The organism is Pseudomonas sp. 31 R 17, from assembly GCF_900004915.1.
GTDB lineage: Bacteria > Pseudomonadota > Gammaproteobacteria > Pseudomonadales > Pseudomonadaceae > Aquipseudomonas > Aquipseudomonas orientalis_A.
This window is the reverse complement of sequence record NZ_CVTN01000065.1, coordinates 464,426-480,561: the sequence shown is the minus strand read 5'-3', so window position 1 is coordinate 480,561 and position 16,136 is coordinate 464,426. Positions and strand designations below refer to the sequence as shown.

Here is a 16,136-nt window from a genome sequence, read left to right as displayed (position 1 = left end):
ATTAGAGCCTCCAGAGCGTCCGCTGCCGCATGGCAAAACCCGTCGACTTCGCCAAACAATGGTTTGCCACCCGCGGCTGGCGCCCGTTCGCCTTTCAGAAAGACGTGTGGAAGGCCGTCAAGGAGGGTCAGTCAGGCTTATTGCATGCCAGTACCGGCGCGGGTAAAACCTACGCGCTGTGGTTCGCAGCCCTCAATCGTTTCGCCGTAACGCGCCCACCCGCTACCGGCAAGCGCAAGCCTGCGGCCGCCCCCCTGACCGTGCTGTGGATCACGCCCATGCGTGCGTTGGCCGCCGACACCGCGCGCGCCCTCGAGGCGCCGTTGGCGGCATTGCAGATTCCCTGGAGCGTCGGCCTGCGCACGGGCGACACCAGCAGCAGCGAACGTGCGCGCCAGACCCGCCGCCAGCCCACCACGCTGATCACCACGCCGGAAAGCCTGACGCTGATGCTCGCGCGCGCCGACAGCGAGGTCAGCCTGGGGCATCTGCGCATGGTGGTGGTGGATGAGTGGCACGAACTGATCGGCAATAAACGCGGTGTGCAACTGCAATTGGCGTTGGCGCGGCTGCGGCGCTGGCACCCGGATTTGCTGGTGTGGGGTATTTCCGCAACCCTGGGTAATCAGGCGCACGCGCTGGAGGTGTTGGTCCCACAGGGTGGCGGGATAAACGTGCAGGGGCAAACCGCCAAACAGCTGCAAGTGGACACACTGCTGCCGCCCACTGCCGAACGCTTTCCCTGGGCCGGACATATCGGTTTGAAAATGCTGCCGCAAGTCGTGGCGCAAGTGGATTCGAGCAGCAGTTGCCTGGTATTTACCAACACCCGCGCGCAATCGGAAATCTGGTATCAGGCATTGCTCGACGCCAGGCCGGACTGGGCCGGCCTGATTGCGCTGCATCACGGTTCGCTGTCGCGGGAAACCCGTGACTGGGTGGAGCGTGCGTTGAAAGAAGGCCAACTCAAGGCAGTGGTGTGTACCTCAAGCCTGGACCTGGGCGTGGACTTTCTGCCGGTGGAACGAGTGCTGCAGATCGGTTCGGCCAAGGGTGTGGCGCGCCTGATGCAGCGCGCCGGCCGCTCGGGGCATGCACCGGGGCGGCCGTCACGGGTGACATTGGTACCGACCCACAGCCTGGAGCTGGTGGAAGCCGCCGCCGCCCAGGATGCGATTGCCCAGCGGCGCATTGAAGCCCGCGAATCACCGCACAAACCCTTGGATGTGCTGGTGCAGCATCTGGTCAGCATGGCCCTGGGCGGTGGGTTTACTCCCGACGCGCTGCTGGCGGAGGTACGCGGTGCCTGGGCCTACCGCGACCTGACCGACGCCGATTGGGCCTGGGCCCTGGCCTTTGTGCGCCATGGCGGGCTGTCGCTCACGGCCTATCCGGATTACCGCCGCGTCGAGCCCGACGAACAGGGCATCTGGCGCGTCCCCGACGCGCGCCTGGCACGCCGCCATCGCATGAGCGTGGGCACCATCGTCAGCGATGCGAGTATTCATCTGAAGTACTGGAGCAAGGGCGGCGGCGGCAAGAACCTCGGCAGTGTCGAGGAAGGCTTTATTGCACGGCTCAAGCCGGGGGATGGCTTTCTGTTCGCCGGGCGCCTGCTGGAGTTGGTGCGCGTGGAAAACATGACCGCCTATGTCCGCCGCAGCACCGCGAAAAAAGCCGCCGTGCCGCGCTGGAATGGCGGGCGCATGCCCCTTTCCAACGAGCTGGCGCAGGCGGTGATCGAGCGCTTTGACGCGGCGGCTCAGGGTCGCTTCGAGGGGCCGGAAATGCGTGCGGTGCAGCCGCTGTTGCAGACACAATTGCGCTGGTCCGGCCTGCCAACCCGCGACCACTTGCTGGCGGAGTTTCTCAAGTCACGCGAGGGCTGGCACCTGTTTCTCTACCCCTTCGCGGGGCGTCAGGTGCATCTGGGGCTGGCAAGTTTGCTGGCGTGGCGCGTCAGCCGGCGGCAACCCGTGACCTTTTCCATCGCGGTCAATGATTACGGGCTGGAGCTGCTGAGCGCCACCGAGGTGCACTGGCCGGATATCTTCAACGAGGCACTGCTCAGCCCGCAGGAGCTGTTGACGGATGTGGCAGAAAGCCTCAATGCCGGTGAACTGGCGCTGCGCCGCTTTCGCGAAATCGCGCGCATTGCCGGGCTGGTGTTCGCCGGCTATCCCGGTGCGCCGAAAAGTACTCGGCAGGTGCAGGCCTCCAGCGGGTTGTTCTTCGAAGTGTTCAAGCAATACGACCCGCAGAACCTGTTGCTGGCCCAGGCGGGGGAAGAAGTCCTGCGCAACGAACTCGACATTCAGCGCCTGGAGGAGACATTGCTGCGCCTGTCGGCGCTGCAACTGGACCTGCATGTGATCCAACGGCCTACGCCGCTGGCCTTCCCCCTGCTGGTGGAGCGGATGCGCGAAAGCCTGAGTTCGGAAAAACTCTCGGAGCGCATTGCGCGGATGGTCAAGGATCTGGAAAAAATTGCGGACAAAGGAAAAGGTTAATGGCTTGTTCGATAACGCTTGAGGGTGAGCAGTTGTGGTTGCTGGCGGACAAGGCGGTGTACTGGCCGGCGCGCCACAGCCTGTTGATCGCCGACGCTCACTTTGGCAAGGCTTCGGCCTACCGCAGCCTCGGGCAACCGGTCCCCCAGGGCACCACCAGCGAAAACCTGCAGCGCCTGGACCGGCTGCTGGCGGCGTTTCCCTGCAATGAGGTGATCTTTCTCGGCGACTTCCTCCACGGCCCCGGCTCCCACGCCAGCGGCACCCTGGGCGCGCTCAGGGCCTGGCGAGCGCGGCATGCCGAGTTGCCCATCACGTTGATTCGCGGCAACCACGATCAGCGCGCTGGCGACCCGCCTGCCGACTTGGGCATTGAGGTAGTTCCCGAGCCCCTCTTGATGGGCCCGTTCGCGCTGCAGCACGAACCGGACGCCCACCCCAGCCATCATGTGCTGGCCGGGCATGTCCATCCGGTGTATCGCTTGCGCGGCAGAGGTCGGCAGAGCCTGCGCCTGCCGTGCTTCCAGATAGGCGATCGCGTCAGCCTGCTGCCGGCGTTTGGCGCATTCACCGGCGGGTATGCAGTGGAACAGGACAGTGAGCGCCGAATCTTCGTGATCGGCGATCACCAGGTATGGCCCGTTCAGTGAACACCGGTTGGGCGTGCGTGGATCAGGCCACGGGCGCGGGTGGTGGCTCATCCGGCAGGGTCGGCTCACCCGGTTCGGTAGGTTGCGGATAGTCCGGCTCAGGTTGACCGGGGATGCCGCCCGCATAAGCAGGGTCGGCCATCAAGGACCAGGCCAGAACACCAATCTGGTTGGGTTCAAGCCGGGCAAGTTCTGCGCTGATTCGCGGATTGATCTTCATAGGGCACTCCTCAAGCGTGGCTCGACGCGTTTCACACGCGCCGAGGCAGTACACCTAGATAGAGTCACTTTCTGCAGACTAATTCCCTTTAAGCGTAGGAGCTTTCTATCAAGCGCGTGGGAGAGTAACGCCACGCTGGCCCTGATACTTGCCCGCACGGTCCTTGTAGGACACTTCACATGCCTCATCGGACTGCAGGAACAGCATCTGTGCCACGCCTTCGTTGGCGTAGATTTTCGCCGGCAAGGTGGTGGTGTTGGAGAACTCCAGGGTCACGTGGCCTTCCCACTCGGGTTCCAGCGGCGTGACGTTGACGATGATGCCGCAACGGGCATAAGTGCTTTTACCCAGGCAGATGGTCAATACGTCCCGTGGAATACGGAAGAATTCCACGGTGCGGGCCAGGGCGAAGGAGTTTGGCGGGATGATGCACACATCGCTTTTGACGTCGACGAAGCTTTTTTCGTCGAAGTTCTTCGGATCGACGATCGCCGAGTTGATATTGGTGAACACCTTGAATTCATCGGCGCAACGCACGTCGTAGCCATAGCTGGAAACCCCGTACGAAATCACGCGTTCGTCGCCTTCGCCACGAATCTGGCGCTCGACGAACGGTTCGATCATGCCGTGTTCCTGCGCCATGCGGCGAATCCACTTGTCCGATTTGATGCTCATGGCGGTGTCCTGAATAGCGAGGTGGAAAAATTCTGTGGGGCATCTTACCGGGGCCGGCGGTGGGGTTCAAAGGGCGCACCGCTTTTAATGACGAATGCACCGGTGTCCATAACCCTCAGCCAACGGGGCCGGGGCTCCTGGCGCAGTTTTACGGGACAATAAATACCACCGCCAGTGACGAAATTAGAGAAACCTGCGGAAATACCATTGGCACGTTCCGGAAAAAGGGTTAAGGTGGCGTCACTGTGTTGCTTGTGTCACTGAGAATCTCTACACGATATGTTGAATTTCGATCCAACCATCTCCAAGAATTTTTCCTGCTCTTTGCACTCAGTCTCGGCCAGGGCTTTTCCTGAGTCGCAGTTAACTTTGTTCAAGGAGTTACACCATGTCTAATCGCCAAACTGGTACCGTTAAGTGGTTCAACGATGAAAAAGGCTTCGGCTTCATCACTCCACAATCCGGTGACGACCTGTTCGTTCACTTCAAAGCTATCCAATCCGACGGCTTCAAAAGCCTGAAAGAAGGCCAACAGGTTTCTTTCATCGCTACCCGCGGTCAGAAAGGCATGCAAGCTGAAGAAGTTCAAGTTATCTAACTTGTACTGACTTAGTCGAAAAGACCCCGCCCTCAAAAGCGGGGTTTTTTTATGCCTGGGAAAATGTGGGAGGGGGCTTGCCCCCGATAGCGGTGTGTCAGTCAAAGCCTATATCGACTGAAGCGCCGCCATCGGGGGCAAGCCCCCTCCCACATTCAAGCGTTCAAGCAGGGTCGTTATTGAAACAACGACTCACTCGACAAGCCGTTCTTCTCCAGGATCTCGCGCAAGCGCTTGAGACCTTCTACCTGAATCTGCCGAACCCGCTCACGGGTCAGACCGATCTCCAGGCCTACGTCCTCCAGGGTGCTGCTCTCATGGCCGCGCAGGCCGAAGCGGCGAATCACCACCTCACGCTGCTTGTCCGTGAGTTCCGACAGCCACTGGTCGATGCTTTGGGACAAATCGTCGTCCTGCAACAGTTCGCAAGGATCCGTCGGACGATCATCGGTCAGGGTGTCCAGCAGGGTTTTATCCGAATCCGGACCCAGCGAGACGTCAACCGAAGACACGCGCTCGTTAAGGCCGAGCATGCGCTTGACCTCCCCTACCGGTTTCTCCAGCAGGTTGGCGATTTCTTCAGGCGAAGGTTCATGGTCGAGTTTCTGTGTCAGCTCCCGTGCTGCCCGCAGGTAGACGTTGAGCTCCTTGACCACATGGATCGGCAACCGGATCGTGCGGGTCTGATTCATGATCGCCCGTTCGATGGTCTGGCGAATCCACCAGGTGGCATAGGTCGAGAAGCGAAAGCCCCGCTCAGGGTCGAACTTCTCCACCGCCCGGATCAAGCCCAGGTTGCCCTCCTCGATCAAGTCCAGCAGCGACAATCCGCGATTGACGTAGCGTCGGGCGATTTTAACCACCAGGCGCAGGTTGCTTTCAATCATGCGTTTGCGCCCAGCCGGATCACCCTTCTGCGACAGACGCGCAAAATGGACTTCTTCTTCGGGGGTAAGCAGAGGGGAAAAGCCGATTTCATTGAGGTACAACTGGGTCGCATCGAGCGCCCGGGTGTAGTCGATGTACTTGTGTTGCTTTAACGCGGAGGAGTTCTTGGATTTGGTGCGAACCGAGGGGGGTGAAGCCCTCTCATTATCTGACATCGTTTCCGTAGCGATGCCGGTCTCCATAAGGAGAACCTCATCGTCGATGTCAAACTCCGGCGCTTCTTTACTGAGAGCCATTGTTATAGTCCTTTGGTGAGTTCGACCTCAAGCTCAAGCGACGCCTTTATCCTTGGCAACGCTGGAGCCTGTTCCTTCTACGTGAGGGAACAGGCTGGCAACACATCAACGACGGGGTAGGAATTGCAGTGGATCTACAGGCTTGCCCTGACGGCGAATCTCAAAGTGCAGTTTCACCCGGTCTGTCCCCGTTGAACCCATTTCGGCAATCGTCTGTCCGACCTTGACCTGCTGCCCCTCCCGAACCAACAACCTGCGGTTATGACCGTAGGCACTGACGTAGGTATCGCTGTGTTTGATGATGACCAGCTCGCCGTAGCCCCGTAGACCACTCCCGGCGTACACCACTGTCCCATCAGACGCAGCCAAAACAGGCTGTCCCAAATCCCCGGCGATATCAATGCCTTTATTCAAACTGCCGTTTGAAGAGAATTTTCCAATCAACACACCATTTGAGGGCCATCCCCAACCGGTCGGCGCAGGCCCCGCAGGAGGCAATGGCGCGGGCGCCGGCTTGCTCGCCACCGAAGGCGAGGCGGTGCCGGCCGGCCGCGTGAATACAGTGGTTTTGCTCGAAGAGGAAGACGATGAACCGGACTTTGTCACAACGGCCGTAGGCGCCGAACCGGTGCGACCGTCGAAACGAATCGTCTGCCCCGGATGTATCGTATAAGGCAGGGGAATGTTGTTACGAGCTGCAAGCGCCTTGTAATCCCAACCGTAACGGAAGGCAATCGAGAACAACGTGTCGCCTTTGCGTACAACGTACTGGCCCGTGGTCACCATCGGCTTTTGCGGTGCCGCATTCGTGCGGTCGACCACCCGCGCACCACCGGATGGCGTGCTCGAGCAGGCGGCCAGTAAGGAACTCAAGACAAGGCCAAGCACCAGTCGCTGAAAGCTTGTTTTACTCATTCGCTGCGCAGGACCTGTGAGACTCACCCGCCGCTCCCTTTGTGGTGGCTGAACATTAACGCCCGTATCAGGCTTGAAATATGACGCAAGTATAACTGGGCACTGGCTTTTTACCGGCACACGGCTGAAACGAAAAATTCATCGTGTTTAATGCCGGCTCCCACCGTTGTTGAATCTATAGACCCCGCTGTAAGACACATCCGCGTCTATGGAATTCACTAACAGGGAATAAATGTCAGGCCAGCGGGCCATTGAGCAACGGCACGAACCGCACGGCGCCAAGCACATGCCGGGAAAAGCCGTCGTCCTCTCGAATGATGAGCATCAATTGTTGCACTTCGCCGGAGCCCACCGGGATGACCAGTCGGCCGCCAGGCGCCAACTGGTCCAGCAACGCCTGCGGCACATCGGTGGCCACTGCAGTCACGATGATGCCGTTGTAGGGCGCCAATGCAGGCCAGCCTTCCCAGCCATCCCCCCAACGAAACACCACGTTACGCAGGTTCAGCTCCACCAGGCGCTCCTTGGCGCGGTCCTGCAACACCTTGATGCGTTCAACCGAGAACACCCGCTCGACCAACTGGGACAACACGGCGGTCTGGTAGCCGGAGCCGGTGCCGATTTCCAGCACCTTGTCCAACGGGCCCGCGGCCAGCAACAGTTCGCTCATGCGCGCGACCATATAGGGCTGGGAGATGGTCTGGTTGTGGCCGATCGGCAGCGCGGTGTCTTCGTAGGCGCGGTGCGCCAGGGCTTCGTCGACAAACAGGTGCCGAGGCGTGCGCCGTATAACTTCCAGCACCTGCGCATTGGACAGGCCTTCTTCGTACAGACGCTGGATCAAACGCTCGCGGGTGCGCTGGGAGGTCATCCCGATGCCACGGCGCAGCAGGTCGTCCTGTTCACGAGCCATCAGCGCAGTCCCTCCAGCCAGCCATCCAGACCACTGAAGGCATCACTGAAGGTGCGATCGAATTGCAACGGGGTAATCGATACATAACCTTGCATCACCGCATGAAAGTCCGTGCCCTCGCCACCATCCTCGGCGTCGCCGGCCGCCGCGATCCAATAGCCTTCCCTGCCACGCGGGTCGACCACCTTCAAGGGGGCCGCCGCACGGGCACGGTGCCCCAGCCGCGTCAGCTGGATGCCGCGAATATGGTCCAGAGGCAGGTTGGGAATATTGACGTTGAGCACGGTGCGCGGCGGCAGGTCCAAAGAACCGTGCGCCTCCACCAGCTTGCGCGCGTAATACGCCGCCGTGGCCAGGTTATCCAGTTGCCGGGAGGCGAAGGAAAACGCGAACCCGATCCCGCCCAGAAAGCGCCCTTCGAGGGCTGCCGCCACGGTGCCGGAATACAGCACATCGTCGCCCAGGTTCGCGCCGAGGTTGATGCCCGACACCACCAGGTCCGGCGCGTGTTCCAGCAGGCTGTTGATCGCCAGGTGCACGCAGTCGGTGGGCGTGCCGTTCACGCTGATAAAGCCATTGGCCAGGACCTTGGGGTGCAACGGACGGTCGAGCGTCAGCGAACTGCTGGCGCCGCTCTTGTCCTGGTCGGGGGCAACCACCACGCACTCGGCGTAATCCGCCAGCGCAGCATGAAGCGCGGCGAGACCGGGTGCGGTGGCACCGTCATCGTTTGATATCAGAATACGCATGGGTTGTCCGTCGGCCCCACCGGCACCAGATCAACAAGCTCGCGCACCAATACAGTGGCAAAGCATCCGGCCGGCAGGACGAATTCCAATTGCAGAATGTCAGGCCCGGGATAATGCCACGTCAACCCGCCAATGGGCAGTCGCAGAATGCGACGTTCTTGGCTCATGCCCGCATTCACTAGCCAATCACGCAGGTCAGCTTCTGCGGCGGCGACAGATTGTTCCAGTTCGTACGTAGGACCCTTCGCCGGCGACTCGCCCTCGCCCCACTGCGGGCCGGTGGGGTGCAGGTCCAGGATCGCCAGGCGCGGATCGCTGCATTCAGCCTCCCCGGCCGGGAAAAAGCTGCGGCTGTCGGTGAAGGCGAGCAGGTCGCCGACCTGGGCGCGTTGCCACGAGCCGTCAGCGACGCGTGCCGCCAACACTTTGTTGAACAGAAAGCTTCGGGCGGTGGACAGCAGCCGCGACCGCACATTGCGCTGTTCCGGCAAGGCCTTGCGCGCAGCCCAGTCGCGGGCATCGACGACATTGCCGCCGTTGTGGCCAAAGCGCTGGGCGCCGAAATAGTTGGGAATGCCGTGCCGGGCAATCAATTGCAGGCGCGCATCAAGGGCGGCGGTATCACCGGCCAACTGGGTCAGGCGCAAGGTGAAGCCGTTGGCGGCATGGGCGCCGCGCTGCAGCTTGCGTTTGTGCCGGGCGGTTTTCAGGATCCTGAGCGTATCGTTCTCGGCGGCACTCATGTCCGGGTCGGCCTTGCCGGGCAGTTGCACGCTGAACCACTGGCGAGTCAACGCCTGGCGATCCTTGAGCCCGGCATAGCTGACGGTGCGCAACGGCACGCCCGCCGCCTTGGCGATACGCCGCGCCGCTTCCTCGGTATTCAGGCCGCGCTTCTCCACCCACAACCACAAGTGTTCGCCCTCGCCGGTCAGCGGGATGTCGAGCACTTCGTCTACCTGGAAATCTTCGGCAGTGGCCTTCAGCACCGCGCTGCCCAAGGCCTCGCCATAGGCACGCGGGCCGAGTAATTCAAATTCGTTCATGCGCGCAGCAACAAGGCGACGGAGTGCACGGCGATGCCCTCTTCACGACCGGTGAACCCGAGCTTTTCGGTGGTGGTGGCTTTCACGTTGACTTGGTCCAATTCTATTTGCAGGTCTGCGGCAATCAGGGCCCGCATGGATTCGATGTGCGGGGCCATTTTTGGCGCCTGGGCCACGATGGTGTTATCGACGTTACCGACTTTCCAGCCCCTGGCATGGATCAAACCCACGACATGGCGCAGCAGGACACGACTGTCCGCGCCCTTGAAGGTTGGATCGGTGTCCGGAAAATGCTTGCCGATATCACCCAACGCCGCTGCGCCGAGCAACGCATCGCTCAAGGCGTGCAGGACAACGTCGCCGTCGGAATGAGCCAGCAGCCCATGATGATGCGCGATACGCACGCCGCCCAAAGTGATGAAATCGCCTTCAGCGAAACGGTGCACATCGTAGCCGTGGCCAATACGCATAAAAAAACGCCCCGATTTAATTCAGGGCGTGATTCTACCTACTTTTGCCTCACATTAACCGAGCAAAGCACGACCATGATGGCGCAAATGGTCATCGATGAAGCTGGCGATAAAGAAGTAGCTGTGGTCATAGCCAGGTTGCAGGCGCAGTTCCAGCGGATGGCCGGCGGCCTTGGCCGCTTGCTGCAGGGCCTCGGGCTTGAGCTGCACGGCGAGGAAATCGTCGCGATCGCCCTGGTCCACCAACAGCGGCAACTGTTCCGAAGCTTCACTGATCAGTACGCAGGCATCCCATTCACGCCACTTCGAGCGCTCCTCTCCCAGGTAATGGGAAAAGGCTTTCTGGCCCCAGGGACAATCCATCGGATTGCTGATCGGCGAAAACGCCGACACTGACTGGTAACGCCCGGGGTTGCGCAGCGCGCAGACCAACGCACCGTGGCCGCCCATCGAGTGACCGCTGATGCCGCGCTTGTCCGAAGCCGGGAAATGCGCTTCCACCAACGCCGGCAATTCCTGCACCACGTAATCATGCATCCGATAATGCCTGGCCCAGGGTTGCTGGGTGGCATTGAGGTAAAAACCCGCGCCGAGGCCGAAGTCCCAGGCGTTGTCCGGGTCATCGGCAACACCGGGGCCGCGCGGGCTGGTATCCGGTGCCACGATAATCAAGCCCAGCTCGGCAGCCATGCGCTGGGCGCCGGCCTTCTGCATGAAGTTCTCGTCGGTGCAGGTCAGGCCGGACAGCCAATACAGCACCGGCAGCTTGCCGCCCTGCTCCGCTTGCGGCGGCAGGTAGACCGCGAAAGTCATGTCGCAATCAAGCACATCGGAGTGATGCTTATAGCGTTTGTGCCAGCCGCCGAAGCTTTTCTGGCAGGAAATATTTTCCAGGGGCATGGGAATTCTCCCAGCTGCAAGTTGCAAGCTTCAAGCGGCAAGAAGGCGTACAGCCACTTGCAGCTTGTAGCTTGTCACTTACCGCTGCTTCAAAAATGAATGACGGTACGAATGCTCTTGCCTTCATGCATCAGGTCAAACGCTTTGTTGATGTCTTCCAGGCCCATGGTGTGGGTGATGAAGGTGTCCAGCGGGATCTCGCCGGTCTGGGCCATGTCCACGTAGCTTGGCAATTCGCTGCGTCCGCGTACGCCGCCGAATGCCGATCCGCGCCAGACGCGACCGGTCACCAGTTGGAAAGGACGGGTGGAAATTTCCTGGCCGGCGCCGGCCACGCCGATGATCACCGACTCACCCCAGCCTTTGTGGCAGCATTCCAGGGCCGCACGCATCAGTTGAACATTGCCGATGCATTCGAAGGAAAAGTCCACACCGCCATCGGTCAAATCGACAATCACGTCCTGGATCGGGCGGTCGTAGTCTTTCGGGTTGATGCAATCGGTAGCGCCCAACTGCCTGGCGATTTCGAATTTGGCCGGGTTGATGTCGATGGCAATGATGCGACCCGCCTTGGCTTTCACCGCGCCAATCACCGCCGACAGGCCGATACCGCCCAGACCGAAGATGGCTACGGTGTCGCCCGGCTTGACCTTGGCGGTGTTGAGCACCGCACCGATACCGGTGGTGACGCCGCAACCGAGCAGGCAGACTTTTTCCAGCGGCGCTTCTTTAGAAATCTTGGCCACCGAAATTTCCGGCAGCACGGTGTACTCGGAAAACGTCGAGGTGCCCATGTAGTGGAAAATCGGCTCGCCTTTGTAGGAGAAACGCGTGGTGCCGTCAGGCATCAGGCCTTTGCCCTGGGTGGCACGGATGGCCTGGCAGAGGTTGGTCTTGCCTGACAGACAGAATTTGCACTTGCCGCATTCCGGGGTGTACAGCGGGATCACATGGTCGCCAACGGCAACCGAGGTCACCCCTTCACCAATGGCCTCGACCACCGCGCCACCTTCATGACCCAGAATCGACGGGAAGATGCCTTCCGGGTCCGCGCCCGACAGCGTGTAGGCGTCGGTGTGACACACGCCGGAGGCGACCACACGCAACAGCACTTCACCCGCCTTGGGCATGGCGACATCGACTTCCACGATCTCGAGAGGTTTATTGGCTTCGAAGGCTACGGCGGCGCGGGACTTGATCATCCGGGTTTCTCCATGGAGTTGAACATTGATGGAATGAGTGTAAACCATGGCTTATTGATTAATAATCCAGGCAAAAGCAAAACTTTATTGCCATACGGGGACAATCAACGTGTTGGAAAACCGCTGGGAAGGCATCGATGAGTTCGTCGCCGTGGCCGAATGCAGCCAATTCACGGCAGCGGCCGAGCGCCTGGGGGTGTCGTCGTCCCATATCAGCCGCCAGGTGGCGCGCCTGGAAGAACGCCTGCAAACGCGCCTGCTGTATCGCAGTACGCGCAAGGTGACGCTGACCGAAGCGGGCCAGACCTTCCTGCACCACTGCCAACGTTTGCAGGACGGTCGCGAAGAAGCCCTGCGCGCAGTAGGCGACCTGACCAGCGAACCCAAGGGCATGTTGCGCATGACCTGCGCGGTGGCCTATGGCGAACGTTTTATCGTGCCCCTCGTCACAAGGTTCATGGCGCTCTATCCGCAGTTGCGGGTCGATATCGAGCTGAGCAACCGCCCGTTGGACCTGGTGCACGAAGGGCTCGACCTGGCGATTCGCCTCGGTCGCCTGCAGGACTCGCGCATGGTCGCCAGTCGCCTGGCCCCTCGGCGCATGTACCTGTGCGCATCACCTTCCTACCTCGAACGGTATGGTCGGCCACATAGCTTGTCGGAACTGAGTCGGCACAACTGCCTGATCGGCAGTTCGGATATCTGGCAGCTGGCCCAGGACGGACGCGAATTTTCCCAGCGGGTGCAGGGCAACTGGCGCTGCAACAGTGGGCAGGCGGTGCTGGATGCGGCGCTGCAAGGTGTGGGGTTATGCCAGTTGCCGGACTATTACGTGCTGGAGCATTTGCAACACGGGACGCTGGTGTCGTTGCTCGAGGCCCACCAACCGCCAAATACCGCAGTGTGGGCGCTGTACCCGCAGCAACGGCATTTGTCGCCGAAAGTCAGGAAGCTGGTGGATTTTCTCAAGGAAGGCTTGGGTGACCATCCGGTGTATCGAGCATAAACAACTACCGCCCGTGTATTGCCTGGTTAGCGGTCAATAGCCGCTTTGACTGCACAAACCCAGGCAAGCCCATGACGTCCAACGCCCAACAGCTCCAGCATATCAATCACTTTGTCCGCAAGGTCCTGGCGGACTTTCCAGTGCCCAGCGCCATTGCCGCCCAATTGCTGTGTGAGCATCTGCAACCGTTCAGCCAGGAAACACTGGATCCGGACACCACATTCCTGACCACGCTTGAATACAACACCGACCACCCCAACGCGGCGTACAACGCACAGATCGTCCAATCCATGAGCCTGACCGAGGCCATGATCTGCAATGCACCCCATGCCCCAGGCGGCATGATCAACACCACGGGTTTTTCCACCACCGCGCCTTACTTCACGATCGTGACCGAACTGCCGCGCCTGATGGATAACCGCATACCGCAAATGTTCAACGAAGAGTTCATCACGTCCGGCTGGATACCGCCCAGGCGCTATGAAGCGCTCTACCGGCAAAGCGACCCTCAGGTCTACGATCCGACTACCCAATTGGCGATTGCGCCTGCCGTTCTCAGGAGGGTCATCGACTCAAGCCACTTCGAACAGACCTACGACAAGGCCGTCACACTGTTCTGGGACGAGCATCGGGACAACTACACCACCCTGATGCGTATCGCATTCACCAAGGCTTACCTCCATCAGTACGCAGAATTCACGCTCACCCTGGCAGAACGGCAGCTGGCCGCCCGAGCGGCAGGTATCGGCGTCGACAAGGACGCCGGCAACCTGACCCTGGAAGACTTCCAGGCGCCCTACTCACCGGATGCAAACCTGACCGTACGGGTGCTGCGCATCCATCAATTCGAAGCCACCGACATCCTCACGATTACCGACAAACAGAGCCAGATCACGCTGGCGTACATCCCGGGAAACTCCTCGCCTATCCAAGGCTTCAATACCCCGAAGGACATGCGCAGTGCGCTGGTGAAACTGGCCGGGGATCCAACCCGGCGCAAAGCCCTGACCAATCACTTTGAACCCGACTCGATAGACTCCGGCCTGCTCTACAGGGGTGTCGAGGAAGCATTGATCGGCATGGCGATGTACCCGAAATCTTCCAGCCCCCCCGGTTTTTTCAACAGTTTGTTGCACAACGGTTATTGGGACCCGGAGCAATACATCAATAACCCCATGTATCCGGCGCTCAGAAGTGACCCATTTGCGTTTATCGCACGGCAGATCCGCGCTCGCATTGCCAGGCTGGCGGCAAAAACCATTGTTTCGCCCCTGGACACGTTCAAGGGCGACACCCTCGACGCACTGGAAAAGGCCTGCCTGCTGGCGATCCCCGTGGCGTTGACCATGGGCACGGCGTTGCTGGCGGAGTTTTGCTTCGTGACATCGGGCTTGACTGCAATGGCCATCGGCGCCGATGACGTGATCAAAGACAAACCCCACGCCGTTGAGCGCATTGTGTTCGGCGCCTTGAATGCGCTCCCGGTGGTTATCCGCGGCATCGGCAAAGGCGTGAGCAACCTTGAGATGTTGCGACCTGAGCTTGGCCACGCCACGCGGGCAGAGGAAGGTCAGATCAGTGTCCAGGTCATCACTGAAGCCCCCGCCTCGGCCGAAACCGAGACTCGCCCCCTGGTCGCTACGACCGCCCCCAGTGGCTTGCAGACCGTCAAGATTCAGGGCGAGACCTTCCTGACCTACAAAAAACCGAATGACGGGGGCCTTTTCGAGTTATTCGTGAACAACCCAGAAGCCCCGGAAAAGATCCAATCCACCGGTCTCTACGCGGTTCAAAGCGCCGACCGGCAATGGCGACGTGCCGGGCTCGCCGGAGGCGGGGCATTTCGCAATGCCTGGCAACGGGTTTACACACTGTTCGGCGGCACCGAGAACGTAAGCTTCTTCAGCCTCTACGAGATGCCTGCGCACGTTCGCGAGACGCTCGTGGAAATGCTCACTGACACCAGCTTGTTTTCGGAAGACTTCGAACCCGTCGGCACGGCTGCACAATCGATCAACAGCACCCGGAAACTGTTTTTCGAGAAAAGAAGCCAATTAAACCGCGATTCGGCGATCTTCTTTAACCGCCTGCCCTATTCACCCCTGCAGCCGGTACTCCCGCGCTTGAGCTTGAACGAGCCGCAGCAAAGCATTATCGAGAAATTGCTGCGTGCCAGTGATGGCCTCGTGATCGGCGAAAGTCACAGCGCCGAATCGAGCAAAGCCTTTCTGATCGACAACATGCAGCTACTCGCCAGCCAGGGCGTCAAACGCCTCTACTTCGAACATCTGCTGACGGATGTGCATATTCCGATGCTGAGGGCGTTTTACCGGTCCAAGAACGCACCGATGGCCGAGGAGCTGACAAATTTTCTGAACGGGATCTACCCATTGCCCCAAAACCGTTATTACTCATTCAGACATGTCGTGAGCAAAGCCCGAGACGCCGGGATCAAGGTTCAGCCGATCGACTGCATCGTGAGCTACATACTTCGCGATATCCGCGACAGCACGGGCACCCTGCGCCAGCGGATGATGAACTATTACGCCACCGAGGTGATCCAGTGGATCCAGACCTTCAAGCACAGACCAGGTAAATGGGTCGCACTGGTGGGCGATACCCATACCAATACCTTCAAGGGTATCCCTGGACTGGCAGAACTCACCGGCAGCATCGGCCTGCGGATAGAAGACAGGGTGGGCGCCCTACCTTTAGGCATCGAAGTCGATCCGGGGCGCACTGCCAGCCTGGGCCTCCACAAAGGGGAAGGCACGGTCAAAGCCAATCTGGTGTTGCGCGTTGATCCTGCCGTCTTGCAGTCTTCAGTGGAACCACAGCCCGGCCCTTCACACAGTCGAGTGGTGAAGTCGGCCGAGATACTGCTGACGCAACCGGGCCAATTCATGCTCTGCGAGGCCAGCCACATTGACTATCGTTCCCGACGTGGGGAACTGCGCAATATCAGGATCAATAACCAGGCGGGACGGTACTTCCTCGAGGCGTCCGGCTGGCCTATCGATCAGAAGCCATTCGACAGCATTGAGGCATTGGTCAGCGAGCTGACAACCCAGCCCGGGATGCGGCAAGTCTACCGCTAA

General features: G+C 60.2%; 15 protein-coding genes. 5 read left to right on the top strand and 10 right to left on the bottom strand.

From position 1 onward, the window contains the following. Nucleotides 1–29: 29 nt before the first annotated feature. Both BFP89_RS14380 and pdeM read left to right on the top strand, forming a co-directional pair. The gene (locus BFP89_RS14380) at nt 30–2,510 is read left to right on the top strand and encodes a ligase-associated DNA damage response DEXH box helicase (protein WP_065886114.1); all 2,481 of its coding nucleotides are present in this window, start codon (nt 30–32) and stop codon (nt 2,508–2,510) included. Continuing rightward, nucleotides 2,510–3,160, top strand: coding sequence for a ligase-associated DNA damage response endonuclease PdeM (pdeM, locus tag BFP89_RS14375; RefSeq protein ID WP_065886113.1), 651 nt, complete (start codon nt 2,510–2,512; stop codon nt 3,158–3,160). The genes BFP89_RS14380 and pdeM overlap by 1 nt, the downstream gene beginning before the upstream one ends. A gap of 22 nt (nt 3,161–3,182) precedes the next feature. Here pdeM and BFP89_RS14370 read toward each other — a convergent pair whose 3' ends face one another. Both BFP89_RS14370 and dcd read right to left on the bottom strand, forming a co-directional pair. After that, on the bottom strand, nt 3,183–3,380 hold the full coding sequence (locus BFP89_RS14370) for a hypothetical protein (protein WP_065886112.1): 198 nt from the start codon (nt 3,378–3,380) through the stop codon (nt 3,183–3,185). A 108-nt stretch (nt 3,381–3,488) separates the two neighbouring features. Beyond that, nucleotides 3,489–4,055, bottom strand: a complete 567-nt coding sequence (gene dcd / locus BFP89_RS14365; protein ID WP_003189215.1) for a dCTP deaminase — start codon at nt 4,053–4,055, stop codon at nt 3,489–3,491. Between the two features lie 388 nt (nt 4,056–4,443). Here dcd and BFP89_RS14360 point away from each other — a divergent pair, with 388 nt between their 5' ends. Continuing rightward, a complete protein-coding gene (locus BFP89_RS14360; protein WP_002554837.1) occupies nt 4,444–4,653 on the top strand; it encodes a cold-shock protein in 210 nt (69 codons plus the stop codon). 176 nt (nt 4,654–4,829) lie between these two features. Here the strand turns inward: BFP89_RS14360 and rpoS are convergent, their stop codons facing one another. The 8 genes from rpoS to BFP89_RS14320 all read right to left on the bottom strand — a co-directional run bounded on the left by rpoS (nt 4,830) and on the right by BFP89_RS14320 (nt 12,032). Continuing rightward, complete coding sequence (gene rpoS, locus BFP89_RS14355) at nt 4,830–5,837, bottom strand: RNA polymerase sigma factor RpoS (protein ID WP_065886111.1); 1,008 nt, start codon at nt 5,835–5,837, stop codon at nt 4,830–4,832. A 105-nt stretch (nt 5,838–5,942) separates the two neighbouring features. Beyond that, a complete protein-coding gene (locus BFP89_RS14350) occupies nt 5,943–6,779 on the bottom strand; it encodes a peptidoglycan DD-metalloendopeptidase family protein (protein ID WP_065886110.1) in 837 nt (278 codons plus the stop codon). Between the two features lie 208 nt (nt 6,780–6,987). Continuing rightward, entirely contained in the window at nt 6,988–7,623 is a 636-nt protein-coding gene (locus tag BFP89_RS14345) for a protein-L-isoaspartate(D-aspartate) O-methyltransferase (protein ID WP_170827533.1), read from the bottom strand. A gap of 41 nt (nt 7,624–7,664) precedes the next feature. Continuing rightward, nucleotides 7,665–8,414 (bottom strand): 5'/3'-nucleotidase SurE, encoded by a 750-nt coding sequence (gene surE / locus BFP89_RS14340; protein WP_065886108.1) that lies wholly within the window; start codon nt 8,412–8,414, stop codon nt 7,665–7,667. Further along, a complete protein-coding gene (gene truD, locus BFP89_RS14335; RefSeq protein WP_065886107.1) occupies nt 8,402–9,460 on the bottom strand; it encodes a tRNA pseudouridine(13) synthase TruD in 1,059 nt (352 codons plus the stop codon). Before truD ends, surE begins: the two co-directional genes overlap by 13 nt. Further along, nucleotides 9,457–9,930 (bottom strand): 2-C-methyl-D-erythritol 2,4-cyclodiphosphate synthase, encoded by a 474-nt coding sequence (ispF, locus tag BFP89_RS14330; RefSeq protein ID WP_057723182.1) that lies wholly within the window; start codon nt 9,928–9,930, stop codon nt 9,457–9,459. Before ispF ends, truD begins: the two co-directional genes overlap by 4 nt. A 54-nt stretch (nt 9,931–9,984) precedes the next feature. Further along, nucleotides 9,985–10,830 carry an S-formylglutathione hydrolase gene (fghA, locus tag BFP89_RS14325; RefSeq protein WP_065886106.1) on the bottom strand — a complete coding sequence of 282 codons (846 nt, stop codon included), beginning with the start codon at nt 10,828–10,830 and terminating at the stop codon, nt 9,985–9,987. Nucleotides 10,831–10,919: 89 nt separating this feature from the next. Then, nucleotides 10,920–12,032, bottom strand: coding sequence for an S-(hydroxymethyl)glutathione dehydrogenase/class III alcohol dehydrogenase (locus tag BFP89_RS14320; protein ID WP_065886105.1), 1,113 nt, complete (start codon nt 12,030–12,032; stop codon nt 10,920–10,922). A gap of 109 nt (nt 12,033–12,141) precedes the next feature. On the opposite strand from BFP89_RS14320, the gene BFP89_RS14315 reads away from it, so the two are divergent. Beyond that, complete coding sequence (locus tag BFP89_RS14315) at nt 12,142–13,038, top strand: LysR substrate-binding domain-containing protein (protein WP_065886104.1); 897 nt, start codon at nt 12,142–12,144, stop codon at nt 13,036–13,038. Between the two features lie 71 nt (nt 13,039–13,109). Beyond that, nucleotides 13,110–16,136, top strand: coding sequence for a membrane-targeted effector domain-containing toxin (locus tag BFP89_RS14310; protein WP_065886103.1), 3,027 nt, complete (start codon nt 13,110–13,112; stop codon nt 16,134–16,136).